Consider the following 23,893-nt stretch of genomic DNA (forward strand, 5'->3'; position numbering starts at 1 on the left):
GGTTACGCCGTAAGGGAGAGAGGGAATTCGGGGAACAACGGTTGCAGCGCGTCCGGGCCCAAGCGTTGGCTGACCCAGTCGTCTGAATAGAGGGTTTCCAGGTAGCGCTCGCCCATGTCCGGGGAGATCGCCACCACCACATCGTCCGGGCGGATCTGCGCTGCCCACTGCTGCACGCCGGCCAGCACCGTGCCGGTGGAACCACCGAACAGCAGGCCGTAGCGCTGCGCCAGCCAGCGGCACACCTGAACCGTGCGCACCTCGGGCACGGTGAGGAAGGCGTGGATATCGCTGGGCTCGTAGATCTCAGGGCGGCGGCTGGTGCCGAGCCCCGGGATGTGGCGGGTGCCGCCGGGCAGGCCGAAGGTCACCGAACCGACCGAGTCCACCGCGATCACCTTGGTGCGCGGGTGGTGGTCGGCGAAGTAGCGCTTGCAGCCCATCAGCGTGCCGGTGGTGCCGGCGCCGACGAACAGGTAGTCGACATGCCCGAACTTCTCGGCGATGGCCCGCGCGGTGGCGTTGTAGTGGGCCAGCGGGTTGTTCGGGTTCTGGTACTGGTTGAGCCAGATGTAGTCGGGGTTCTGCGCGACCATCTGTTCGATCAGGCGGATGCGCGAGTAGAGGAAACCACCGTTCTCGTCGCGCTGGTCGACCACGATTACCTGTGCACCCAGGGCCTGGATCAGCTTGCGGTTGGGCGCCGAGGTGTTCGGGTCGATGACGCAGACGAACTGGTAGCCCTTGGCCGCGCAGACCATCGCCAGGGCCACGCCGAGGTTGCCCGACGAGGATTCGATCAGCCGCGTTCTGGGGGTGATCAGCCCACGGCTTTCCAGGTCGGCGACGATTGCGTGGGCGGTCTTGAGCTTGATGGAGCCGGCCGGGTTCAGGCCCTCGATCTTCAAGTGCACCTTGGCACTGCACAGCTGATCGACCTGAACGTAGTTATTTTCGTTTATCAGTTGCTTGATCATTAGGGCATCCCTGTCAGATTTCCTGAATGAAGCGTGCCGTCCGGCCGTTGGGCCGGCAGGCTTTGAAGTAACGGGGCAGCAGGGAAGTGGGGTACCGGGTGGTAGCGCTTGCCTGTTCTACGGTTATCTACAAACGCGCTTTCCATCCGTGGAAACGATGTTGCTCATGATGTTGGGGTTGGTATGCAACTGCGCGCCGGGTGTGCCTGCGCTGCGGGAGTGATGGTGCGGGGCGGGGAGGGGAGGGCGACAGATACAGAAAATCGGGATTTTTCAATACAGGGGAGGCGGGCAGGGTAGGCCTGGCGCGGTCATTGTGGGAGCAGCCGTCTGCTCGCAATTCAAAGCGTTGGCGCGATACCTGTGGGAGCGGGCTTGCCCCGCGATTGCAACAACGCGGTGTATGGCACCGGCACGGCCGGTGTTCGCGGGGCAAGCCCGCTCCCACGCTATGGACTTCCCCAGGAAGTTAGACCACTTGGGGGGCAGTCCACTATCGTCACGTGCTCTGCGCGCTGTGTCATACAGCGCAAGCCAAGGCTGTGGCTAGGTCAGCAGCTGCTTGCGGCAAGCCTCGAGAATCTCATCCGCCAACGGCGAATCATCCGGGCAGGCGCGGGACAGCGTGATGGCCCCCACCAAGGTGGCAATCACGCTCAAGCGCCGGGCACGCTGAGCCTTCTCATCGGCAGTATCGGTTGGCCCGCCGGCCGCCTGCAGCGTCTGAAGCAACTGCTCCAGCCCTTGGGCAAACACCGCCTTGACGGCCTCAGGCTGGCGCGCCGCATCGTTGCTCAGCGCCGCCAGGGTGCAGCCTTGCGCCGGATTGTCGCGGTGCTCCCTGGACAGGTACTGGCCCAGGAAGTCCGCCAGATCGACCCCTTCACTGCGCGCCGCGCTGCTGGCCAGGCCACAAGCCGCGGCCTCGGCCATAAGGTCGGCCTTGGAGCCGAAGTGCTTGTAGAACCCGCCATGGGTAAAACCGGCAGCGGCCATCAGGTCGGCCACACCGACCCCGTCATACCCCCGCTCGCGAAACAGCGAGGAGGCTGTTTCGACAATGTGCGCGCGGTTGGCTTGGGCTTGTGCCTTGGTGACTTTCATGGCGGGCGACTCCTGCACCGGGATGGTGGGGCTCATCATACATTGATGTTGTTCATCATCAAAATGTTGACACGGTTAGATTATGATCGTAATCATAATAGCAGGCCCACCCAACCTTGAGGATCTACCCATGAGTGCCTTGCCTACCGTTCTTGTCACCGGCGCTTCCAGCGGCATCGGTGCCATCTATGCCGAACGCTTCGCCCAGCGCGGCCACGACCTGGTGCTGGTCGCCCGCGATCAGGCCCGGCTGGAGGCCCTGGCCGAGCGCCTGCATGAGCAATTTGCTGTCGCGGTCGAGGTGCTGGTCGCCGACCTGACGCAGGAAGCTTCCTTGGCCAAGGTCGAAGCCCGTTTGCGTGAAGATGGCCGCATCGGTGTACTGATCAACAACGCAGGCCAAGGCCAGTCGGGCGGTTTCCTCGGGCAGAACGGCGAAAGCCTCGAACGCCTGATCGGCCTCAACGTCACCGCTGTCACCCGCCTGGCGGCTGCCATCGCCCCGCGTCTGGCCGAGCAGGGCAGTGGTGCGATCGTCAACATCGGTTCGGTGGTGGGGCTGGCGCCGGAGCTGGGCATGACGGTGTATGGCGCTACCAAGGCCTTCGTGCAGTTCCTGTCCCAGGGGCTGGCGCTGGAATTGGGGCCAAAGGGTGTCTATGTGCAGGCCGTGCTGCCGGCAGCGACCCGTACCGAAATCTGGTCGCGTTCCGGGCTGGACATCGATTCGCTGCCTGAAGTGATGGAGGTACAGGATCTGGTCGATGCCGCACTGGTGGGCTATGACCGGCGCGAGGCGATCACCATCCCGCCGTTGCAGCACGCCGAGCGCTGGGCGGCGCTGGACGGTGCACGGCAGATGTTGATGGGGGATTTGCGCCAGTCCCAGGTGGCTGAGCGTTATCGCGCCGTGTAGTGGGCCAGGTTCACAGCCCCTCGCCAAGATACAGCCGGTGTGCCTCGCCAATCCGTTCACTGGCTGTGGCAGGCACACCCGCTTCCCTGGCAAAGCGTGGCCACTGTGCGACGGCCTCGCAGACTTCCTTGATGATCCGCCGTGCGTCCATGCCGCGAACCTGGCTCGCCACGCTCAGCAGGTCATCGAGGGTGAAGTCGTCGCGCTTGCCGTTGACCGTCATCTGGTGGGTGTCTACCCAGAAGCTGCCGGGCAGGTAGGAATAGGACACGTCGTAGGCCGGCGTGAGGTACCAGGTGCCGTCGGTATCCATCATGAAGGCCGTGTTCTTGGTGTGATCGTCCTGGTTGCGGGCGACCAGGTTGAAGACCATGCGCCGGTAGAACTGCTCGGCCCCGTCTCGGGAAATCCTCAGTGCACGCATGACCCCGAACGCCTCGGCATACGAGTACTGGCCAGGCTTGCGGAAGTCGGCATGGTCGAGTGCGCACAGGGTGGCCATGTGGATTTTCTCGCCTTCGGCCGTGCGGTCGAAGCGCTTGGTCATGAAGTGGGCGCGGCCTCCCTCTTCCAGCAACCGGCACTCGGTCATGCTGATGCCCGCGGCCTTGGCCATCAGGTGGTAGGCGTACTCGATCCGCCCGTAACCCTGTGAATCGGCCAGCAGTTTCGAGTCCTTGGCCACATCGAACTTGAGCAGCCAGTACTCGAACCCGGGGGGCGCGGTGACCTGGCCTGAGCGGATCTCACCTTGAGCATCGATGGCGATGACCGCTTTCGCCCGTGCCCCGCCCGCGCTCGTGCCGATGTGGATGAGGTGTTGCAGGGCCGCCTCGTCCACTGACGGGTCATGGGCGTTGAGCCGTTCGGCGATCGACTGGCGATCCGACAGCACCTCGCTGGCGAGGCGCACCAGGGCGTCGATCTGGATACTTTCTGCCTTGTCTCGTTCGGTGGCCAGCGCCGGGCGGTATTCCAGCGCGCCCATGCCTCGCTCGCCCTGGTACAGCAGGCGCTCGACCGGCGTGAATGTGGCTTTGCTGCGCCCTTGCTGGGCCAACCAGGCATCGATCAGCGCATTGCCGAAGTCATCAGGCAGGGAGTCGGCCAGAATCGACGGCAGGCCTTTGAAGGTTTCGCGGTCCAGCCCCTGGAAGACGTAGACGTAGTCCGCGCGCAAGGGCATGTGGACAGGCGAGATTTCCAGGCCGGTCCTGACGAATTCGGGGGTGTATTCGAATTCTCCAACCTGGGTTTGCGGGTTCCAGTTGAGTGCGCCTACGTACACATCCCAGAGGTAGATTTGTGCGATCACCAGCTTTCATCCTTGTGGGGTTTCTGGCCACCAATGAGCGAGGGCTTGCCAATCGGGGTTTTGCCGGTGTGTTCAGGCGCCGGCTGGGTTGCCCGTGTAACTGTCGCTCGCTGCCTTTGCTTGCCCTGCATTTTCGCCAACTGCAAGGGGCTGCTTCTGACTTCCTCGATCAGGCTGGCGAGGCGCTCCAACTCCCCAAGCACCCGCAGCACGGCGATTACATTGACCAAGGTGCCTTTGCCGGCCGTGAGTTTGCGGTAGGTTTCCCGAGAGATCCCGGCTTCATGGGCAACGATGTCCTGGCCGATATTACGCTTCAAGCGGATCGCTTCAATGCGCTGGCCGATCTCACGGGCGATGGCGTCGTCGGTCATTGATGTGGCTTTCATAACGCCTGGAATCCTATGTTCAAAAGACCTTTATCGATCTCTTCGCCTAGAATATTAGGCGTTGAAAAGTGATTTTTAAAGGTTGACCAAGCATTTTATAAAGCTTGTAAAACTAGGCGTTATACGGATTTTTATGCATTTGAGCTAAGTATTCTAGGCGTTAGCGTTGTAGGGTCGGCTGAGTGATTATGCTGCCTTTGTTTACGACATTTCGTTTCGCAGAGGACGGCTTATTGATGTGCGTCCCGCAGTGGCCAAGCCTGCGAACACCTTTTCCAGCTTCACCACCGCGGCCTTCATCTCGGCGGTCGTTTGAGCGGCAAACCCCATCAGCAAGCCAACGTCGTTCCTCGGCACCGCATACAGGCCGCCCAGCCCGAGCAGGTCGATCCCCACCCCGCGCGCGGCCCTGACCACGGCGTCTTCAGGCAAGGCCTGGACGAAATGGCAGGGCATCTGCAGCCCCCCGGCCGGGATCTGCGGCACGAGAAATGCCGCCAGGTGCCGCTGAATGAGATCCGCCAGTACATCGCGCCGCTCGGCGTAGAGTCCGCGCATGGCCCGCACATGGGCGTTGAAGTGGCCGCCCTCCATGAACCTGGCCAGGGTCAGCTGGGCGATGGAGGCGTTATGCCCGTCCTGCAGGGTTCGGGCGGCGGTCATCGGCGCGACGAGTGGGGGCGGCAGCAGCAGGTAGCCGATGCGCAGCCCGGCGAACAGCGATTTGGTGAAGGTGCCGATGTACAGCGTGCGGTCATGCGGGTCCAGGCCCTGCACGCAGGCGGTGGGGCGGCCGGCATAGTGGAACTCGCTGTCGTAGTCGTCCTCGATGATCCAGGCCTGTTGCTGGCGCGCCCACTCGATCGCCAGCAGGCGCCGGTCAAGCGACAGGGTTGCGCCGGTCGGGTATTGGTGGGAGGGAGTGAGGAACAGCGCCCGGGCGTCCGGCGCGAGCCGGGCCATGGCGTCCACCTGCAGGCCGTGCTCATCCACGGGTACTGGTACGCCTGCCAGGCCTGCCGCAGTGATGGCCTTGCGGGTGCCCTGGTACAGCGGGTCCTCGACCAGCACTTTGTCGTCGGCGTCCATCAGCACCTGGGCGCACAACCCGAGTGCCTGCTGCGAACTGGTGAGGATCAGGATGCGCTCGGCGGATGCCTGGGCGCCGCGCTCTAGGTTGAGGTAATCGGCGATTGCCTTGCGCAGCGGGGCCATGCCCTGCGGCTCGCTGTGCTCCAGCGCCCGCGTGCCGTATTCCTTGTACACCTGCCGCTCCAGCTTCTCCCAGATGGCCAGGGGGAAATGCCGGGTTTCGGCCACGCCGGGGGCGAAGGGGCGAGGGGACTGGAAGTTGTGCACGCCACCGCTGTGCAGAATCGCCGTGCCTCGGCGGCTCAACTGCACAGGGGCTTCGCTGTGTGCCGGGCGCTGGCGCTTGCGCAGCGGCAGGCACCGGGCCCGTTGCGACACGAAGCTGCCGCTGCCTATGCGTCGCTCGATGAAGCCTTCGGCGTGTAGCTGGCTGTAGGCCGATTCCACGGTATCCCGCGACACGCCCAGGGACTGGGCCAGCGGGCGCGAGGCGGGCAGCGCCTTGCCCACTGGCAGTGCGCCGTCGAGGATCAACTGGCGGATCGCCCGCTGGATGCGCACATGCAAGGCCAGCGCGTTGTGGGCGGGGTCGTTGATCCAGGCTTTTACCGATTCCAGTTGCGCGTGTTTGAACATTGGCCTGACTCCCTGGCTGATGGATTCGATTAATGGCTGCCAATGCCGGGGCTGCGAAGCGGCCCCGGCAATCTCAACACTTCCGCCTATCCAGAACCCTCAAGTGGTCTGGCCACTACTAATGAATTGGCAGGTAAAAACCAACCATTTATCCGCTATAAAACCCAGGCCCGCAAGCAATCACCAAGGAAGGCGTGCGCTACGGGCAGGCCGGCCACTCTCACTCATTCATGCTGTCCTGTTCAGAAGGGGTTTTACGATGACCGCTACACAATTGCCCGTTTTCGTTCGTGGGGTCAGGCAGAGCGATCTGCAGCCGTGGTGCGGGTTCTGGGAGCAATACCAGGCCTTCTACCAAGTGAACCTGGGCCCAGCCATCACCGAGCGCACCTGGGCCCGCTTCTTCGACCCGGCCGAGCCCATGCACTGCGCCGTGGCCACCGACGGGGAGCAGATCTTCGGCTTCGTCCACTACGTGTTCCACCGCTCGACCTGGGGGCGCAACGACTTTTGCTACCTGGAAGACCTGTTCGTGTGCCCGAGCGCACGGGGCCGGACGGTCGGCAAGCGGCTGATCGAGTTCGTCCAGGACCAGGCCCGGCAGCAGCAGTGCGACCGGCTGTACTGGCATACCCAGGAGAGCAACCGGACTGCGCAGCGGTTGTATGACTGGATTGCTGAGAAGCCGGGGGTGATTGAGTATCGGATGCCGCTGGATGTTGCTCACTAAGTCCATAGTGAGCTGATGAGGGCGTGGGAGCGGGCTTGCCCCGCGATTGGCCGCAAGGCGCTTGGCGATAGTCTTGCAGCGTTCTCTAGATCGAGCGCCGCCCGCGCGGCGCTTCGCGGGTAAACCCGCTCCCACATCTGTTTCGGGCCAGTTACTCCTGCAAGGTCATCACTGTCCGCCTTGTTGGTACGACGCGGTTTCAGCGTGGGCGTTGCCGTCGCCCCACATGTCTCAAGGCATGCACCAAGGCAGGCGCCGGTACTTTCACAGGAATAATTGGCCCGAAACAAACTGTGGGAGCGGGTTTACCCGCGAAGCGCCGCGCGGGCGGCGCTCGATCTGGAAGGCGCCGCAAGGACTTCGGCGAACACCTGCCGGCCATTACGCAAACACCTTGAAAGTGCTGCCTTCGATGTCGCAAGACTCATGATCCGCTCTATACTCATCAACGGTCTTGCCCTCGACCACGTGACTGGCATGTTCCAGTCCGGCACATCGATGCCCTTTGTGGCGAGGGCAAGCCCTCCTTCTGCCATTACCGCTTCGTGTGGTAGCGGGTTTACCCGCGAAGGGCCGCAGCGCGGCCCCGGGGATCTTCAATCCCCAACCCCATGCAATCGCAACGCCCGCTGCGCACATTCCTTCCAGCTCAACTTGCGCTTTGCAGCCACGGCCAAAGGCACTTCCGCCGCCATCACCACCGGCATATCCCGCATCCGTACCCAAGGCTCGCTCTGCCAATACAAAAGGCTCGCCGTATGCCCACCCGGCCAGCACATCCTGCCCAGGCGCGGCAGGTCGTCCAGCGCCGAGTCCTGCCCATCGCGCAGCACCGCCACTACCTCATGGGTCAGCCAGTGCCGCAGGTGGCGGTTCTCTGGAATGTGATGATGGGCCAGCAGGGTATAGGCCCCGGACTCGCTGACCATGGTGGTCTCGCTGTACTGGCCGTAGCGCAGCAGCTGCACGGTGCGATGCTGGTCCGGGTCGAGCTTGCGGATGCAGTGTTCGTCGAAGAAGCGCCCGGTCATCCGGCCGAGTTCGTGGGCGCAGAACCAGGCTTGGGATTCGAGCCAGAGGGTATGGAGGGGGCGGTTGTGGCGGGTGAAGAGGGTGGAGTCGTGGAGGTCAGTCATGGCTGGCCTCCCTGGTCCTGAGGGATTGGAGCAGGCGGGTCGCATGTGCGAGGGACCTGCGAGTGTTCAAGTCGATAGGCATTTCCTTTACCTCCGTGCGCGGTCAGCTTTCTTAAGGCTGGGGTGTCGGGAGCTAAGAAACCTACACGGCAGGCCGGACGTATTCCCCTCGCGGGTCTTGTATTAGCCCACTCCCGACATAACGGAGTGCATTTTGCGCGCAGCAGTAAACCACAGGCACAAAAAAGCCGCATCTGTCGGGAGCGGGTGGACCGCCGTGTTAGGCGTTTCTTAGGCGCCGACAGCAACCTATCGCGAAACTCGCCTTGAGCCAATCACTAGAGGTGTAGTCCATTTCCTAAAATTCAAATCAATCTTCCAGGGTTCCCCACTTAAGGAAGAATGCGAAGAAAGGGTCTGTGATATACAGCTCCTGATCACCTTTAACCCAATCGATTACAGGGGTTGAGGCTTCATCATTCGAGGCAATCTCAGACATTTTTTCCAAGACTCGGGAAACTTCGTGGGCTTGGGGTACCTCTGTGACTAAAATTTCTTTAATGGCTGAACGAAGGACCTCGTATTCAACTTTTTGCATTCCTGGGGCTAATTTTGCTAGCGCCAAAAGCACTACTTTGTAGATGTCTGCGGTTCCCCCGCCAGTCAAAGGGCGAGGTTTTCGATCAGATCGTTGTCGTGGGCCTTTAGCTAATTTTTCGAAAATAACCTTCCCTGTTTTCTCAGCGATTTGTTTAAAAATTATATCGTCAAGGGAATTGATTTTTAGTTTGGTTTTTAGGGTTTCTTCGATGCCATGTTGGTTTGAGAGTTCTGAGCAAAACTCCTGCATCAAATGAGGGCTTCCATATGCCTCATTAGCCATCCTCTCAGATATGGATGGTGCTATTTCAATATTTAACAATGGGAAGCCGATGCCGGGTATCTCTGTCAGCTCATCTTTAGACCACGATGGGACGGGGATTGGCTCTACGCGAAGAGTCATTTCTTTTTCAACTTTTACCGCGTCATATCGTCGATGAGGAATAGCAATAGCTACAACTGGAAGGCCGTCAAAGACGAGAGGTTTCAGTGCACGAACAACGCTACCTTGAAAGTCCCTGTCTAAATAGTGAAAATCATCAATTACAAGGGTTTTTTGTGTGGCTCGTAAAGCTGCGATTGCTGCAGCTCTAGGGGATAGGCTACGAGATGATTTTGCGGCAGAGGTTTTTTTGTCAGTAACGCTGGCGCCTAACTTTCCTTGACCCTTTGAAATAAAAGGAATGCTCAGTTCTAGACTGGCATCTCCATTTATCGTGCTGCCGTCTTCTTCTGATTCCGATACTTCATGATTGGTGTAGGAATCGGTTGCATCAATTATGCAGTGCCAGAAGTCGTCTTCTTTTCCTATCGAACCACCGTCGATCCAGATGCACTCTTCAGCGGAGCGTGGGAATAACTTGTTCGTTAGAACCGTTTTCCCGGATTTTGTTGGCCCGGTAAGCGTCACAAGTTTACATAGATTTCTTGTGACTTTTTGCAGGCGTTTTTCAAGTTCCCTGCCTGCACGATTGACGTAAGTGTGCTTCGGCATTCCGCCTGGAACAAAGACTTGTTCCACGTAATAGATTTTTGTCATTCCGTTGCCCGTTAAAAAACGCCCTAATTATTAGGGCGTTTTAGTTATATCTATTAGTCCCAGCTCAGAGCACCACCAGTCTGATACTCAATCACGCGAGTCTCAAAGAAGTTCTTCTCCTTCTTCAAGTCCATGATCTCGCTCATCCAAGGGAACGGGTTAGTAGTCCCCGGATACTCTTCCTTCAACCCAATCTGAGTCAGTCGACGGTTAGCAATGAACTTGAGGTAATCCTCCATCATCGCCGCGTTCATCCCCAGCACGCCGCGTGGCATGGTGTCGCGAGCATATTCAATCTCCAGCTGAGTCCCTTGCAGGATCATCTGGGTAGCCTCTTCCTTCATCGCCGCATCCCACAGGTGCGGGTTCTCGATCTTGATCTGGTTGATCACGTCGATGCCGAAGTTCAGGTGCATGGACTCGTCACGCAGGATGTACTGGAACTGCTCGGCAACGCCGGTCATCTTGTTGCGGCGGCCCATGGACAGGATCTGGGTGAAGCCACAGTAGAAGAAGATGCCTTCCAGTACGCAGTAGTAGGCGATCAGGTTGCGCAGCAGCTCTTTGTCGGTCTCGACGGTGCCGGTGTTGAACTCCGGGTCCGAGATGGCGCGGGTGTACTTCAGGCCCCAGGCGGCTTTCTTAGCGACCGATGGGATCTCGTGGTACATGTTGAAGATCTCGCCTTCATCCATGCCCAGCGACTCGATGCAGTACTGGTAGGCGTGGGTGTGGATCGCCTCTTCGAAGGCCTGGCGCAGGATGTACTGGCGGCACTCGGGGTTGGTGATCAGGCGGTACACGGCCAGGGCCAGGTTGTTGGCAACCAGCGAGTCGGCGGTGGAGAAGAAGCCGAGGTTGCGCATCACGATGCGGCGCTCGTCTTCGGTCAGGCCGTCCATGCTCTTCCACAGGGCGATGTCGGCGGTCATGTTGACCTCTTGCGGCATCCAGTGGTTGGCGCAGCCGTCCAGGTACTTCTGCCAGGCCCAGTCGTACTTGAACGGGACCAGTTGGTTGAGGTCGGCGCGGCAGTTGATCATGCGCTTTTCGTCAACGGCGACGCGGGCCGAGGAGCCTTCCAGCTCGGCCAGGCCTTCGGCGATGTCCAGGGCGTCCAGGGCAGCCTTGGCGCGCTTGACGGCGTCGGAGTCCGAGGCGGTGGCGGCGCGGGCTTCCAGGGCGGCGGCACCGCCGGCGCTGTCGAGCTTGTCCAGGGTGGCGGCTGCGGCGGCTTGTGCGCCGGTGTTGCCCTTGGCGGCTACTTCGCCGTCTTCTTTATCGAATTCGTCCCAGCTCAGCATGGTGAGTTCTCCTGCTTGAGGGCCATCTTGAGTATGGCCGGTGGATCTTGGTTGCGGTGCTTAGGCCCCGGATGGGGTACTGCAGTGCACGCAAATCTGAATGCCCTTTGAGGGGCTGGCCCGGGTATTGGCGCCCGGGCCTATTGTGTTTGGCTGTGGGGCAGGAGGCGGCAGTGCCGGCCTCTTCGCGGGTAAACCCGCTCCCACAGGGTTCCGTGTGGCTACACGAAAAAAGAGGCTTCCCGGGGGAAGCCTCAGCCAAGCCTTATTGGCAGGCTTCGCAATCCGGCTCGTCGATGGCGCAAGCCTTCGGTACCGGGGCAGGGCCTGCGGCCTGGACCGGGGCGCTGTCGCCACCGCTCGACACGGCGTTGAGCTTGCCGGTGTTGATGGTCGACTTCTCGGTGCTGGTCGCGGCCAGGGCACGGAGGTAGTAGGTGGTCTTCAGACCACGGTACCAGGCCATGCGGTAGGTCACGTCCAGCTTCTTGCCCGAGGCGCCGGCGATGTACAGGTTCAGCGACTGGGCCTGGTCGATCCACTTCTGGCGACGGGAGGCGGCATCGACGATCCACTTGGTCTCGACTTCGAACGCGGTGGCGTACAGGTCTTTGAGCTCTTGCGGGATACGCTCGATCTGCTGCACCGAACCGTCGTAGTACTTCAGGTCGTTGATCATCACCGAGTCCCACAGGTCGCGGGCTTTCAGGTCGCGGACCAGGTACGGGTTGATCACGGTGAACTCGCCCGACAGGTTCGATTTCACGTACAGGTTCTGGTAGGTCGGCTCGATGGACTGCGACACGCCGGTGATGTTGGCGATGGTCGCGGTCGGCGCGATGGCCATGATGTTCGAGTTACGAATACCTTTTTGCACGCGGGCACGGACCGGTGCCCAGTCCAGGCTTTCGGTCAGGTCGACGTCGATGTACTTCTGGCCACGGGCCTCGATCAGGATCTGTTGCGAATCCAGCGGCAGGATGCCTTTGGACCACAGCGAACCCTGGAAGGTCTCGTAGGCGCCGCGCTCGTCGGCCAGGTCGCAGGAGGCCTGGATCGCGTAGTAGCTGACCGCTTCCATCGACTTGTCGGCGAATTCGACGGCAGCGTCGGAGCCGTAGGCGATGTGCTGCAGGTACAGTGCGTCCTGGAAGCCCATGATGCCCAGGCCCACCGGGCGGTGCTTGAGGTTCGAGTTACGCGCCTGCGGCACCGAGTAGTAGTTGATGTCGATCACGTTGTCGAGCATGCGCACGGCGGTGTTCACGGTGCGTTGCAGCTTGGCGGTGTCCAGCTTGCCATCGACGATGTGGTTCGGCAGGTTGATCGAGCCCAGGTTGCAGACCGCGATCTCGTCCTTGTTGGTGTTCAGGGTGATCTCGGTGCACAGGTTCGAGCTGTGGACCACGCCCACGTGCTGCTGCGGGCTGCGCAGGTTGCACGGGTCCTTGAAGGTCAGCCATGGGTGGCCGGTCTCGAACAGCATCGACAGCATCTTGCGCCACAGGTCTTTGGCCTGGATGGTCTTGAACACCTTGATCTTGTTGTACTCGGTCAGGGCTTCGTAGTACTCGTAGCGCTCTTCGAAGGCCTTGCCGGTCAGGTCGTGCAGATCAGGTACTTCGCTTGGCGAGAACAGGGTCCACTTGCCGTCATCGAAGACACGCTTCATGAACAGGTCAGGGATCCAGTTGGCGGTGTTCATGTCGTGGGTACGACGACGGTCATCACCGGTGTTCTTGCGCAGCTCGATGAATTCTTCGATGTCCAGGTGCCAGGTTTCCAGGTAGGCACACACGGCGCCTTTGCGCTTGCCACCCTGGTTCACTGCAACGGCGGTGTCGTTGACGACTTTGAGGAACGGCACGACGCCTTGCGACTTGCCGTTGGTGCCCTTGATGTACGAGCCCAGGGCGCGCACCGGGGTCCAGTCGTTGCCCAGGCCACCGGCGAATTTCGACAGCATGGCGTTGTCGTGGATCGCGTGGTAGATGCCCGACAGGTCGTCCGGCACGGTGGTCAGGTAGCAGCTGGACAGCTGCGGGCGCAGGGTGCCGGCGTTGAACAGGGTTGGCGTGGACGCCATGTAGTCGAACGACGACAGCAGGTTGTAGAACTCGATCGCGCGGGCTTCTTTGTCTTTCTCTTCCAGCGCCAGGCCCATGGCCACACGCATGAAGAACACCTGCGGCAGCTCGAAGCGCACGCCATCCTTGTGGATGAAGTAGCGGTCGTACAGGGTTTGCAGGCCCAGGTAGGTGAACTGCTGGTCGCGCTCGTGGTTGATCGCCTTGCCCAGTTTTTCCAGGTCGAAGTCGGCCAGGGCCGGGTTGAGCAGTTCGAACTCGATACCTTTGGCCACGTAGGCCGGCAGGGCCTTGGCGTACAGGTCGGCCATCTCGTGGTGGGTGGCGCTGTCGGCCACGCCCAGGAAGCCCAGGCCTTCGGCGCGCAGGGTGTCCATCAGCAGGCGGGCGGTGACGAACGAGTAGTTCGGCTCACGCTCTACCAGGGTGCGGGAGGTCATCACCAGGGCGGTGTTGACGTCCTTGATGGCCACGCCGTCGTAGAGGTTCTTCAGGGTTTCGCGCTGGATCAGCTCGCCATCGACTTCGGCCAGGCCTTCGCAGGCTTCGCTGATGATGGTGTTCAGGCGCGCCATGTCCAGCGGCGCCAGGCTGCCGTCGGCCAGGGTGATGCGGATGCTTGGGTGCGGCTCGACCACGGCGCCGGTGTTGGCGCGGGTGGCGCGCTCTTTGGCGCGCTGGTCGCGGTAGATCACGTAGTCGCGGGCGACTTTCTGCTCGCCGGCGCGCATCAGGGCCAGTTCGACCTGGTCCTGGATTTCTTCGATGTGGATGGTGCCACCCGATGGCATGCGACGCTTGAACGTGGCGGTGACCTGCTCGGTCAGGCGCGCGACGGTGTCGTGGATGCGCGACGAAGCGGCAGCGGTGCCGCCTTCAACTGCGAGGAACGCCTTGGTGATGGCCACGGTGATCTTGTCGTCGGTGTAGGGGACGACAGTACCGTTACGCTTGATCACGCGCAGTTGGCCTGGGGCGGTGGCAGCCAGGTCCTGGTTGGACTCGGCCTGCGGCGCCAGAGCCTGCGGGTTCTCGCGAGTTGTGTCGGTTTGCATGGGTGGGTGTCTCCACAGTTTCTATAGTGTTCAGGCGCCTTTGGGGCGCCCACCGTTCCGTCCACTTGCCTGGTGGCCCAGGCGGGGATGCGCGTGAAGCACACGCATCCGTCCGCTCGGGCGTACCGACTTCGGGACAGACTCAGGAATAAAGGGCAATAACCTGCCGCTCCCTGGCCGAAGTCAAAGTTTTTGGGCGAACCCAAAATCTGTTGCTGATGGGGGCAGGCCTGGCCTGCAACACCCATGCCCGAACAAGGCCCTGAAAGGGCTTGCCTCGGTCGCCTCCGCAGGAGCGGTTTGGCTGCTGGAATCACGTTAAGTTCAGTAGGTGAAATTCGCTTGAATTTGCCTGTTGACTTGTGTGTGTGATTTTGCTCGAACCCCAACATCTAGTGGTTCGCTGCGATCGGGATACAAGATAATGCGGTCTGGGGGGCTTTGCAAGGCGAGCGCCTGTGGATAAGTTGTGAGTACTTTGTGTGTGATTCCTGGGTAGTCGCTGTAGGCCTTGTCCCAAGAGGTTTTCACGATTTTTCTGCGTCTCGCCGCCCCAGGGCAGTTTTTTGCGGGCGCGAACCCTATCACAAAAAATGCTTCAGCCAAGGGGTGTTTGAGGTGATTGGCAGGCGTGAGCCCGGAACGTAGTATCCGGGGGCGATGTTGCTCTTTGGTGAAAGGGAATCATCAGCACAATCAAGTTGTTGTGGTGCCTGTGCGGGCCCATCGCGGGGCAAGCCCGCTCCCACATCATGGCGTGAGCATCGTGGGAGCGGGCTTGCCCCGCGATGGGCCCGCACAAGCCTGCAGTGCCCCCGAACAAGACCAACAAAGGGTAAAGGGCCATGGATCAGCCGAACAACCGCATCCTGATCGTCGAGGACGACCAGCGCCTCGCCGAGCTCACCGCCGAGTACCTCCAGGCCAACGGCTTCGAGGTGGCGGTAGAAGGCGATGGCGGCCGCGCGGCGCGGCGCATCATCGACAGCCAGCCCGACCTGGTCATCCTCGACCTGATGCTCCCCGGCGAAGACGGCCTGAGCATCTGCCGCCGGGTGCGCGGCCAGTACGCCGGCCCCATCCTCATGCTCACCGCCCGCAGTGACGAACTCGACCAGGTCCAGGGCCTGGACCAGGGCGCCGACGACTATGTATGCAAACCGGTGCGCCCACGCCTGTTGCTGGCGCGCATCCATGCCCTGCTGCGCCGCAGCGAAGCGCCGGAGCGCCAGCAAGCACTGGCTTTCGGCCCGCTGCACATCGACCAGCGCCTGCGCGAGGCGCGCCTGGGCGGCCAGCTGGTCGAGCTGACCGGCGCCGAATTCGACCTGCTGTGGCTGCTGGCCAGCAACGCCGGGCGGGTGCTGTCGCGCGAAGAAATCTTCACCTCATTGCGCGGCGTCGGTTACGACGGCCAGGACCGCTCCATCGACGTGCGTATCTCCAAGATCCGCCCCAAGATCGGCGACGACCCGATCAACCCGCGGCTGATCAAGACCCTGCGCAGCAAGGGCTACCTGTTCGTCGGCGAGGCCGCCCAGGCACCGGCCCCATGAATTCCATTTTCCTGCGCATCTATGGCGGCATGCTCGCCGTGCTGGTACTGGTGGCCGTGCTCGGCGTGCTCAGCCTGCACCTGGCCAACGAGGTGCGTGCCGGCCAGCACCGCGAAGGCCTGGCCCAAGGCACCTTCAGCCTGATGGCCGACAACCTGGCGCAGCAGAACGAGGTGGAGCGCAAGCGTTCGCTGGTGATCTGGGAGCGCTTGCTGGGGGTGCCGCTCGACCTGCAACCCCTGTCGGCTTTCACCCTCGATGGCGGCCAGCGTGCGCGGCTGTACCGTGACCTGGTGGTGGTGGAAAAGACCGGCCCGCATGCCGCCCGGGTGCTGCGCCGGGTCGGGCGCGAAGACCAGTTGCTGGTGGCCGAGGTCAAGCAGGTCAGCGAGCAGTTGGCGCGTGCCACCCTTTATCTGCTGGCCGACGAGCTGGTGCGTTACCCGGTCAGCGAACAGCAGAGCCGCCTGGCGCAGATCCGCCAGAGCAAGGGCTTCGGCTTCGACATCGCCCTGCAGCGCATCGAGCGCGCGGCGCTGGATGACGACCAGCGGCGCCGGGTGGAGGAGGGCGACACGGTGATGGCGCTGGGCAAGGACGGTGACTCGATCCGCGTGTTTTCGGGCTTGCCTGGCTCGCCCTGGGTGCTGGAGATCGGCCCGCTGCACCAGCTCAATCCATACCCGCCGCAGTTGCTGATCCTGATCGCCTTTCTTGGCCTGTGCCTGATCGGCCTGATGGTTTACCTGCTGGTGCGCCAGTTGGAGCGGCGCGTCTCGGGCCTGGAAGTGGCTGCCACGCGCATCGCCCAGGGCAGCCTCGATACCCGCGTGCCGGCCGGTGACGCCGACTCGGTCGGGCGCCTGGCCGAAGCCTTCAATGGCATGGCCGAGCACCTGCAGCGTTCGCTGACCATGCAGCGCGAGCTGGTGCGGGCGGTGTCCCACGAATTGCGCACGCCAGTGGCGCGCCTGCGCTTCGGTCTGGAGATGATCGAGAGCGCCAGCACCGAGCAGGCCCGGGCCAAGCACCTGGCCGGCATGGACGGCGATATCCAGGACCTGGACAAGTTGGTCGACGAGATGCTGACCTACGCCCGCCTGGAGCAGGGCGCCCCGGCCTTGCTGTTCCAGGCGGTGGACCTGGATGACCTGCTGGCCCGGGTGATCGACGAGCTGGCCCCGCTGCGCGCCGATGTGCGCGTGTTGCGCGGTGAATGCCATGGGCTGGACGGTGGCGCTGCCTGGGTCGAGGCCGAGCCGCGCTACCTGCACCGCGCCCTGCAGAACCTGGTGCGCAATGCCATGCGCCACGCCGAGTCCGAGGTGCGCCTGAGCTATCAACTCGGCCAGCAGCGCTGCCGTATCGATGTGGAGGATGACGGGCCGGGCATTCCAGAGGGGGTATGGGACCGCATCTTCACCCCGTTCACCCGCCTGGACGACAGCCGCACCCGCGCCTCAGGCGGGCATGGCCTGGGCTTGTCGATCGTGCGGCGGATCATCTACTGGCACGGCGGCCGCGCCCTGGTGGGGCGTAGCGAGCAGTTGGGCGGGGCCTGTTTCAGCCTGAGCTGGCCACGCGAGCAGCCACGGGATTAAACGCTGATCAGGCTGAGCAGGTGGCCGTCCTGCACGCAGAACTGGCCATCGAGCTCGACGCCGTGGTGCCACTGCGCCGACAGGTCGGTCAGCAGGCGCAGGCGGGCGTGGCCATCGGTGGACCATGCCAGCAGCTCGGCGTGTTCGAAATAGAAGCGTTGTCGGGTCAGCGGGTAGAGCGTCTTGAACAGGCTTTCCTTGAGCGAGAAGGTCAGGGTCACGGCCAGGGCCTGCTGGCTGCGGTCCAGGCGTTCCAGTTCGGCGGGGGTGAGGATCTCGCCGGCCAGGCGTTCGGCACGCTCCTCGCTCAGCAGGCTTTCCTGGTCCAGCCCCAGGCCGCGGCAGGCGCCGTCGGCTGCCACCACGGCGGCGGCCCAGCCCTTGCCGTGGGTGATCGACCCGTGGATGCCGGCGGGCCAGATCGGCGAGCGGTCCTCGTGAGTGGCGGGCACATAGTCGCGGCCATCCAGGCGCTGCAGGGCCTCGCGGGCGCATACGCGGCCGGCCAGGTACTCGGCCTGGCGCTTGGCCACCGAGCGTTGCAGGCTGGCGCTTTGCGCGATGCCGGCGCGCTGGAAGTCATCGGCGGCGAGCTGGGCCGGGTCGAAGGCGCAACTGACCAGCACCGCGCCGGGGACCGGGCGGGGCAGGGGCCAGTGGTGCTGGAGGGGGGCGCAGCAGGCGGGGAGTCTGTTCATGGCGGGTATTGTGCCAGCCGTTGGGCGTGCGGTGGAGCTGAAATTGTTGGGGGCTGCTTCGCAGCCCTTTCGCTGGCAAGCCAGTTCCCACAGGTATCGGTGTAGCAGTGTGGGAGCTGGCTTGCCAGCGAAAGGGCCGCAAAGCGGCCCCAGCGATTCTCAATCAAACGCCGACTTGAGGAACGCCTGCATATCCTTCCATGAGCTCTCATCCGCCGCTTTGTCATAACCAATGTCCGGCCCGCCATGCTCGCCATGGCTCAACCGATCGGCATCCGGGTTGGTAAACCCATGCTTGGCCCCCGGAATCCCGACGAACTTGTAGTCGGCCTTGGCCGCATCCATCTCTGCCTTGAATGCCGCCACCTGCTCCGGCGTGACCATGCTGTCGGCCTCGCCATGCTCCACCAGGATCTTGGCCCGGATCACGTCGGGCTTGGCCGGCGTCTGGGTGACCAGCGCGCCATGGAAACTCACCACGGCATCGAGCTTCTCGCCGCGGCGCGCGGCGTCGAGCACCACCTTGCCACCAAAGCAGTAGCCCACGGCGGCCAGCTGGTGTTGCCGGGTGTTGGGCTGCAGCTTCAACAACTCCAGCCCCGCATCGAAGCGTTTGGCGGCCGCCTGCGGGTCCTTCATCGCCGCTGCCATGAACGCCTGGGCATCCTGCGGGTGCTCGGTGTGCTTGCCGTCGCCGTACATGTCGATGGCCAGGGCGTTGTAACCCAGCGCCGCGAAATCCCGGGCGCGGCGCTTGGCGTAATCGTTCAGGCCCCACCATTCATGCACCACGACGATACCGGGGCGTTTGCCTTCGACCGCGTCGTCATAGGCGTAGTAGCCGATCAAGGGGGTGCCGTCGGCATCCTGGTAGCGGATCTCGCGGGTCTGCACCGCTGCCTGGGCAAGGGCGGTACTGCACAACAGGGCCAGGGCAAGCAGGGAACGCATGGGCAAAGCTCCTTCTTTTGCGGTGGGTATTTCGTTCAGCCGGGGTTCAGGCCGGGTTCAGCGGTGGTTCAGGGCGTCCTCCCTACTCTAGTCCCCAGACCGAAACAGCGCATCCAACTGGAGTACGAACCTATGAAAACCTTCAACACCCTGCTTGCCGCCATGGCCGTTTGCGCCGCTGGCATCGCCACCACTGCCCAGGCCGACGACACCTTCGCCAGCCTCACCTATGGCCAGACCAGCGACAAGGTCCGCAAGTCCGGCCTGCTGCAGAGCAACACCGACCACCTGAACACCGATGGCATCATCGCCAAGGACGGTACCTGGGGCGTGCGCCTGGGGCAGATGAACAACCAGGGCCGCTACTATCTGACCTATGACAACGTCTCGGGCGAGCACAGCGGCCTCAAGCTGCGCCAGGAAAACCTGCTCGGCAGCTACGACCTGTTCCTGCCGGTGGGCGATACCACCAAGCTGTTCGGCGGTGCTTCGCTTGGCGTGACCAAACTGTCCCAGGAGTCCTCCGGCTACAGCCGCGACACCGATACCGGCTACGCCGTCGGCCTGCAGGGCGGGGTGCTGCAGCAGGTCACCGACAATGCTTCGGTGGAGCTGGGCTATCGCTACCTGCGCAGCAACGCCAGCACCGAGCTGTCGCCCCATGACGGCGCGAAGATCGGCACTCTGCGCCTGAACAGCAGTGCGCAGACCTATCTGGCGGCCAACTACAAGTTCTGAGGTCGCTGTTATCCTGTACCGGCCCTTTCGCGGGTAAACCCGCTCCCACAGGTCAAGCGCAAGCCTATAGTGCGATGCAGTACCTGTGGGAGCGGGTTTACCCGTGAATGGGATCGCACAGGCAACCCAAGAAGGAGAGTTGCATGAAATTGCTGGTGGTCGAGGACGAGGCGCTGCTGCGTCATCATCTGTTCACTCGCCTGGGCGAGGGCGGCCATGTGGTGCAGGCGGTGGCCAATGCCGAGGAGGCCCTGTACCAGGCCGAGCAGTACAACCACGACCTGGCGATCATCGACCTGGGCCTGCCGGGCATGAGCGGACTCGACCTGATTCGCCAGTTGCGCAGCCAGGGCCAGAGTTTCCCGATCCTCATCCTCACCGCCCGCGGCAACTGGCAGGACAAGGTCGAAGGCCTGGCCGCCGGTGCCGACGATTACGTGGTCAAGCCGTTCCAGTTCGAAGAGCTGGAAGCGCGCCTGAATGCACTGCTGCGCCGCTCCAGCGGTTTCACCCAGTCGACCATCGCCGCCGGCCCCCTGGTGCTGGACCTCAACCGCAAGCAGGCAACACTGGACGACGCGCCGCTGGCGCTGACCGCCTACGAATACCGCATCCTCGAATACCTCATGCGCCATCACCAGCAGGTGGTGGCCAAGGACCGGCTGATGGAGCAGCTCTACCCAGGGGACGAAGAGCGCGACCCTAACGTCATCGAGGTGCTGGTCGGCCGCTTGCGGCGCAAGCTCGAGGGCGAGCAGGGCTTCAAGCCGATCGACACGGTGCGCGGCCTGGGCTACCTGTTCACCGAGCGCTGCCGATGATCCGTTCGCTGCGCGTGCGCTTGATGTTGGCGGCGGCGTTGTTGGCGTTGCTGTTCATGCTGGCGCTGCTGCCGGCGTTGCAGAAGGCTTTCAGCCTGGCGTTGCAGGAGTCGATCGAGCAGCGCCTGGCTTCGGATGTAACCACCCTGATCTCCGCCGCGCGCATCGAGCGCGGCCAGTTGCAGATGCCGGCGCTGCTGCCGGACGAACGTTTCAACCTGCCCTACACCGGCCTGCTCGGCTATATCTTCGACCGCCAGGGCAAGCTGGTCTGGCAGTCACGGGCCACCCGCAACCAGAACATCAATTACCAGCCGCGTTACGACGGGCGGGGCAACGAATTCGCGCGCATCCAGCAAAGCGATGGCGACGAGTTCTTCGTCTATGACGTGGAGGTCAAGTTGCTGGGCGGCAAGAGCGCTGCGTTCAGCATCGTGGCGCTGCAACCGGTGCGCGAGTACCAGGACACCCTCGATGGCTTGCGCGAAAAGCTCTACCTGGGCTTTGGCGCCGCCTTGCTGGCGTTGATGCTGCTGCTTTGGGCCGGCCTGACCTGGGGCCTGCGTTCGTTGCGCCGGCTCAGCGTCGAACTCGACGAGGTTGAAGCTGGCGCGCGGGAGGGGCTCAGCCGTGAGCATCCCCGTGAACTGCTGCGCCTGACGGGCTCGCTCAACCGCCTGCTGCGCAGCGAGCGTGAGCAGCGCCAGCGCTACAAGGACTCGCTCGATGACTTGGCGCATAGCCTCAAGACCCCACTGGCGGTGCTGCAGGGCGTGGGCGAAAGCATGGCCCAGGGCAAGCAGGAGCCGGAACAGGGGCGGGTGCTGCAGGGCCAGATCGAGCGCATGAGCCAGCAGATCGACTACCAGTTGCAGCGCGCCAGCCTGCGCAAGAGCGGGCTGGTGCGCCACCAGGTGCAGCTCGGCCCGTTGCTCGACAGCCTGTGCAGCACCTTGGCCAAGGTCTACCGTGACAAACGCGTGGAGGTCAGCCTCGACATCCCGGCTCAGGCGCGGGTGCCGATGGAGCAGGGGGCATTGCTCGAACTGCTCGGCAACCTGCTGGAAAACGCCTACCGACTGTGCCTGGGGCAGGTGCGGGTCAGCCTGCATGAAGCGCCGGGGCTACTGGAGCTGTGCGTTGAGGACGACGGCCCCGGCGTCCCCCCCGACCAGCGCGAGCGCATCCTCGAGCGCGGCGAGCGGCTGGACAGTCAGCACCCGGGGCAGGGTATCGGCCTGGCGGTGGTCAAGGACATCATCGACAGCTACGACGCCGAGCTGAGCCTGGGCGATTCGCCGTTGGGCGGGGCTGCGTTCCGTATTGCCTTCCGCCTCGATTGACGGTGCGGGGGAGAACTCTGCCTTCCTAGTCCAGGGGGGCGTGGGAGCGGGCTTGCCCCGCGATACCGGCGAAGCCGGTGCCATCCGGCGCGGGCCTCATCGCGGGGCAAGTCGCAGCGGCGCACCGCCGCTCCCACGGAACATCTTTACCGAACACATCCAAGGCGGATTCCCGCCAACCTACCTTGTACGATTTCCGCCATCGGGCGGGAATCCGCCATTTCCCACCTGCATTTACGCCCCGTCCGAGGGCATTCCCACCCCGTAAATACGGGTCGTGCACCTCAAGCGGGCACCTTGGCATCACCCTTGCTATTCATCTGGCAGAGGCCTGCCCAGGCGCTCGAACACAACGACAAATCCCTCCGGGTGCAGGAGGGTTCGCGATTCAGGTGCCCCACATCCTGGGAAGGATGCGCCGGCACACTTGAGGAAAAATGAGCCATGACGACACGTCAGCCGCTGTACAAATCGCTGTATATCCAGGTGTTGGTCGCCATCACCATCGGTATCCTGCTCGGCCACTTCTATCCGGAAACCGGCGTTGCCCTCAAACCGCTGGGTGACGGGTTCGTCAAACTGATCAAGATGGTCATCGCCCCGATCATCTTCTGTACCGTGGTCAGCGGCATCGCTGGCATGCAGAGCATGAAGTCGGTGGGCAAGACCGGCGGCTACGCGCTGCTGTACTTCGAGATCGTCTCCACCATCGCCCTGATCATCGGCCTGGTCGTCGTCAACGTGGTCAAGCCAGGCGCTGGCATGCACATCGACGTCAGCACCCTGAACGCCAGCAGCGTGGCCGCCTACGCCGCCGCCGGCGCACAGCAGACCACCGTTGGCTTCCTGCTCAACATCATCCCCAACACCGTGGTCGGCGCCTTCGCCAACGGCGACATCCTGCAAGTGCTGATGTTCTCGGTGATCTTCGGCTTCGCCCTCCACCGCCTGGGCAGCTACGGCAAGCCGCTGCTGGACCTGATCGACCGCTTCGCCCATGTCATGTTCAACATCATCAACATGATCATGAAGCTAGCCCCGATCGGCGCCTTCGGTGCCATGGCCTTCACCATCGGCCAGTACGGCGTGGGTTCGCTGGTGCAGCTGGGCTACCTGATGGCCTGCTTCTACATCACCTGCGTGCTGTTCGTGCTGGTGGTGCTGGGCGGCATCTGCCGCGCCCACGGCTTCAGCGTGCTCAAGCTGATCCGCTACATCCGTGAAGAGCTGATGATCGTGCTGGGCACCTCGTCCTCCGAGTCGGCCCTGCCACGCATGCTGGCCAAGATGGAGCGCCTGGGTGCGAAGAAATCCGTGGTTGGCCTGGTGATCCCGACCGGCTACTCGTTCAACCTCGACGGCACCTCGATCTACCTGACCATGGCTGCGGTGTTCATCGCCCAGGCCACCGACACCACCATGGACATCACCCACCAGATCACCCTGCTGCTGGTGCTGCTGGTCGCGTCCAAAGGTGCTGCCGGCGTTACCGGTTCGGGCTTCATCGTCCTGGCAGCGACCCTGTCGGCCGTCGGCCATCTGCCGGTTGCCGGCCTGGCGCTGATCCTCGGCATCGACCGCTTCATGTCCGAAGCCCGCGCCCTGACCAACCTGATCGGCAACGCCGTGGCCACCGTAGTTGTGGCTAAGTGGGTCAAGGAGCTGGATACCGACAAGCTGGACTCGGAGCTGGCCTCCGGTGGTTCGCCGCTGGTCGAGACCCGTCCGACCGACGACCTGGGCGTAGCTGAAGGCCCGGCGCGTTGATCGCGATATGAGAAGCAAAAAGGCGACCTTCGGGTCGC

At 62.8% G+C, this 23,893-nt stretch carries 19 protein-coding genes; 8 read left to right on the plus strand and 11 right to left on the minus strand.

Annotation, left to right across the window (positions count from 1 at the left end):
• Positions 1 to 2: 2 nt before the first annotated feature.
• Together sbnA and EJA05_RS06540 are read right to left on the minus strand one after the other, a co-directional pair.
• Entirely contained in the window at positions 3 to 977 is a 975-nt protein-coding gene (sbnA, locus tag EJA05_RS28645; RefSeq protein WP_306109320.1) for a 2,3-diaminopropionate biosynthesis protein SbnA, read from the minus strand.
• 546 nt (positions 978 to 1,523) lie between these two features.
• Complete coding sequence (locus EJA05_RS06540; protein ID WP_125857701.1) at positions 1,524 to 2,081, minus strand: TetR/AcrR family transcriptional regulator; 558 nt, start codon at positions 2,079 to 2,081, stop codon at positions 1,524 to 1,526.
• 130 nt (positions 2,082 to 2,211) lie between these two features.
• Here EJA05_RS06540 and EJA05_RS06545 point away from each other — a divergent pair, with 130 nt between their 5' ends.
• Positions 2,212 to 2,997 (plus strand): SDR family NAD(P)-dependent oxidoreductase, encoded by a 786-nt coding sequence (locus EJA05_RS06545; RefSeq protein ID WP_125857702.1) that lies wholly within the window; start codon positions 2,212 to 2,214, stop codon positions 2,995 to 2,997.
• Positions 2,998 to 3,007: 10 nt separating this feature from the next.
• Here the strand turns inward: EJA05_RS06545 and EJA05_RS06550 are convergent, their stop codons facing one another.
• The 3 genes from EJA05_RS06550 to pdxR form a co-directional block, all read right to left on the minus strand.
• Entirely contained in the window at positions 3,008 to 4,312 is a 1,305-nt protein-coding gene (locus EJA05_RS06550) for a type II toxin-antitoxin system HipA family toxin (protein ID WP_125857703.1), read from the minus strand.
• Entirely contained in the window at positions 4,309 to 4,701 is a 393-nt protein-coding gene (locus EJA05_RS06555; protein ID WP_190306035.1) for a helix-turn-helix domain-containing protein, read from the minus strand. The genes EJA05_RS06550 and EJA05_RS06555 overlap by 4 nt, the downstream gene beginning before the upstream one ends.
• 201 nt (positions 4,702 to 4,902) lie before the next feature.
• Positions 4,903 to 6,429: a MocR-like pyridoxine biosynthesis transcription factor PdxR gene (gene pdxR / locus EJA05_RS06560; protein WP_125857704.1), complete on the minus strand. Its 1,527-nt coding sequence runs from the start codon at positions 6,427 to 6,429 to the stop codon at positions 4,903 to 4,905.
• A 259-nt stretch (positions 6,430 to 6,688) separates the two neighbouring features.
• Between pdxR and EJA05_RS06565 the strand changes: the two genes are divergently transcribed.
• Positions 6,689 to 7,159 (plus strand): GNAT family N-acetyltransferase, encoded by a 471-nt coding sequence (locus EJA05_RS06565; protein ID WP_125857705.1) that lies wholly within the window; start codon positions 6,689 to 6,691, stop codon positions 7,157 to 7,159.
• A gap of 596 nt (positions 7,160 to 7,755) precedes the next feature.
• Here the strand turns inward: EJA05_RS06565 and EJA05_RS06575 are convergent.
• From EJA05_RS06575 to EJA05_RS06590, 4 genes are all read right to left on the minus strand, one after another.
• Positions 7,756 to 8,295, minus strand: a complete 540-nt coding sequence (locus EJA05_RS06575) for a BRO-N domain-containing protein (protein ID WP_125857706.1) — start codon at positions 8,293 to 8,295, stop codon at positions 7,756 to 7,758.
• Positions 8,296 to 8,665: 370 nt separating this feature from the next.
• Complete coding sequence (locus tag EJA05_RS06580) at positions 8,666 to 9,934, minus strand: ATP-binding protein (protein WP_125857707.1); 1,269 nt, start codon at positions 9,932 to 9,934, stop codon at positions 8,666 to 8,668.
• A 53-nt stretch (positions 9,935 to 9,987) separates the two neighbouring features.
• On the minus strand, positions 9,988 to 11,238 hold the full coding sequence (locus EJA05_RS06585; RefSeq protein WP_110993000.1) for a ribonucleotide-diphosphate reductase subunit beta: 1,251 nt from the start codon (positions 11,236 to 11,238) through the stop codon (positions 9,988 to 9,990).
• A 265-nt stretch (positions 11,239 to 11,503) separates the two neighbouring features.
• Entirely contained in the window at positions 11,504 to 14,380 is a 2,877-nt protein-coding gene (locus EJA05_RS06590) for a ribonucleoside-diphosphate reductase subunit alpha (protein WP_125462958.1), read from the minus strand.
• Between the two features lie 845 nt (positions 14,381 to 15,225).
• Between EJA05_RS06590 and EJA05_RS06595 the strand changes: the two genes are divergently transcribed.
• On the plus strand, positions 15,226 to 15,936 hold the full coding sequence (locus EJA05_RS06595; RefSeq protein WP_110993002.1) for a response regulator transcription factor: 711 nt from the start codon (positions 15,226 to 15,228) through the stop codon (positions 15,934 to 15,936).
• Positions 15,933 to 17,537: an ATP-binding protein gene (locus EJA05_RS06600; protein ID WP_125857708.1), complete on the plus strand. Its 1,605-nt coding sequence runs from the start codon at positions 15,933 to 15,935 to the stop codon at positions 17,535 to 17,537. The genes EJA05_RS06595 and EJA05_RS06600 overlap by 4 nt, the downstream gene beginning before the upstream one ends.
• Here the strand turns inward: EJA05_RS06600 and EJA05_RS06605 are convergent.
• Complete coding sequence (locus EJA05_RS06605) at positions 17,534 to 18,235, minus strand: 4'-phosphopantetheinyl transferase family protein (protein WP_125857709.1); 702 nt, start codon at positions 18,233 to 18,235, stop codon at positions 17,534 to 17,536. The two genes, EJA05_RS06600 and EJA05_RS06605, sit on opposite strands and share 4 nt — an antisense overlap.
• 159 nt (positions 18,236 to 18,394) lie before the next feature.
• Complete coding sequence (locus tag EJA05_RS06610; RefSeq protein WP_125857710.1) at positions 18,395 to 19,186, minus strand: dienelactone hydrolase family protein; 792 nt, start codon at positions 19,184 to 19,186, stop codon at positions 18,395 to 18,397.
• Between the two features lie 132 nt (positions 19,187 to 19,318).
• Between EJA05_RS06610 and EJA05_RS06615 the strand changes: the two genes are divergently transcribed.
• The 4 genes from EJA05_RS06615 (at position 19,319) to EJA05_RS06630 (ending at position 23,855) form a co-directional block, all read left to right on the plus strand.
• The gene (locus tag EJA05_RS06615) at positions 19,319 to 19,924 is read left to right on the plus strand and encodes an outer membrane protein (protein WP_125462962.1); all 606 of its coding nucleotides are present in this window, start codon (positions 19,319 to 19,321) and stop codon (positions 19,922 to 19,924) included.
• A gap of 143 nt (positions 19,925 to 20,067) precedes the next feature.
• Positions 20,068 to 20,745 (plus strand): response regulator, encoded by a 678-nt coding sequence (locus tag EJA05_RS06620; RefSeq protein ID WP_125462963.1) that lies wholly within the window; start codon positions 20,068 to 20,070, stop codon positions 20,743 to 20,745.
• Complete coding sequence (locus EJA05_RS06625) at positions 20,742 to 22,088, plus strand: ATP-binding protein (RefSeq protein WP_125462964.1); 1,347 nt, start codon at positions 20,742 to 20,744, stop codon at positions 22,086 to 22,088. The genes EJA05_RS06620 and EJA05_RS06625 overlap by 4 nt, the downstream gene beginning before the upstream one ends.
• Before the next feature lie 444 nt (positions 22,089 to 22,532).
• Positions 22,533 to 23,855: a dicarboxylate/amino acid:cation symporter gene (locus EJA05_RS06630; RefSeq protein WP_125857711.1), complete on the plus strand. Its 1,323-nt coding sequence runs from the start codon at positions 22,533 to 22,535 to the stop codon at positions 23,853 to 23,855.
• Positions 23,856 to 23,893 lie beyond the last annotated feature (38 nt).

The organism is Pseudomonas oryziphila, from assembly GCF_003940825.1.
In the GTDB taxonomy this organism is placed as follows: domain Bacteria; phylum Pseudomonadota; class Gammaproteobacteria; order Pseudomonadales; family Pseudomonadaceae; genus Aquipseudomonas; species Aquipseudomonas sichuanensis.

What these genes read in the sequence shown, in the direction of transcription:
- EJA05_RS06585 (WP_110993000.1), bottom strand. Translation starts at nt 11,238, where the DNA reads ATGCTGAGCTGGGACGAATTCGATAAAGAAGACGGCGAAGTAGCCGCC.
- EJA05_RS06590 (WP_125462958.1), bottom strand. Translation starts at nt 14,380, where the DNA reads ATGCAAACCGACACAACTCGCGAGAACCCGCAGGCTCTGGCGCCGCAG.
- EJA05_RS06630 (WP_125857711.1), top strand. Translation starts at nt 22,533, where the DNA reads ATGACGACACGTCAGCCGCTGTACAAATCGCTGTATATCCAGGTGTTG.
- EJA05_RS06620 (WP_125462963.1), top strand. Translation starts at nt 20,068, where the DNA reads ATGAAATTGCTGGTGGTCGAGGACGAGGCGCTGCTGCGTCATCATCTG.
- EJA05_RS06610 (WP_125857710.1), bottom strand. Translation starts at nt 19,186, where the DNA reads ATGCGTTCCCTGCTTGCCCTGGCCCTGTTGTGCAGTACCGCCCTTGCC.
- sbnA (WP_306109320.1), bottom strand. Translation starts at nt 977, where the DNA reads ATGATCAAGCAACTGATAAACGAAAATAACTACGTTCAGGTCGATCAG.
- EJA05_RS06600 (WP_125857708.1), top strand. Translation starts at nt 15,933, where the DNA reads ATGAATTCCATTTTCCTGCGCATCTATGGCGGCATGCTCGCCGTGCTG.
- EJA05_RS06615 (WP_125462962.1), top strand. Translation starts at nt 19,319, where the DNA reads ATGAAAACCTTCAACACCCTGCTTGCCGCCATGGCCGTTTGCGCCGCT.
- EJA05_RS06540 (WP_125857701.1), bottom strand. Translation starts at nt 2,081, where the DNA reads ATGAAAGTCACCAAGGCACAAGCCCAAGCCAACCGCGCGCACATTGTC.
- EJA05_RS06575 (WP_125857706.1), bottom strand. Translation starts at nt 8,295, where the DNA reads ATGACTGACCTCCACGACTCCACCCTCTTCACCCGCCACAACCGCCCC.
- EJA05_RS06555 (WP_190306035.1), bottom strand. Translation starts at nt 4,701, where the DNA reads ATGAAAGCCACATCAATGACCGACGACGCCATCGCCCGTGAGATCGGC.
- EJA05_RS06545 (WP_125857702.1), top strand. Translation starts at nt 2,212, where the DNA reads ATGAGTGCCTTGCCTACCGTTCTTGTCACCGGCGCTTCCAGCGGCATC.
- EJA05_RS06605 (WP_125857709.1), bottom strand. Translation starts at nt 18,235, where the DNA reads ATGAACAGACTCCCCGCCTGCTGCGCCCCCCTCCAGCACCACTGGCCC.
- EJA05_RS06580 (WP_125857707.1), bottom strand. Translation starts at nt 9,934, where the DNA reads ATGACAAAAATCTATTACGTGGAACAAGTCTTTGTTCCAGGCGGAATG.
- EJA05_RS06625 (WP_125462964.1), top strand. Translation starts at nt 20,742, where the DNA reads ATGATCCGTTCGCTGCGCGTGCGCTTGATGTTGGCGGCGGCGTTGTTG.
- EJA05_RS06595 (WP_110993002.1), top strand. Translation starts at nt 15,226, where the DNA reads ATGGATCAGCCGAACAACCGCATCCTGATCGTCGAGGACGACCAGCGC.
- EJA05_RS06565 (WP_125857705.1), top strand. Translation starts at nt 6,689, where the DNA reads ATGACCGCTACACAATTGCCCGTTTTCGTTCGTGGGGTCAGGCAGAGC.
- pdxR (WP_125857704.1), bottom strand. Translation starts at nt 6,429, where the DNA reads ATGTTCAAACACGCGCAACTGGAATCGGTAAAAGCCTGGATCAACGAC.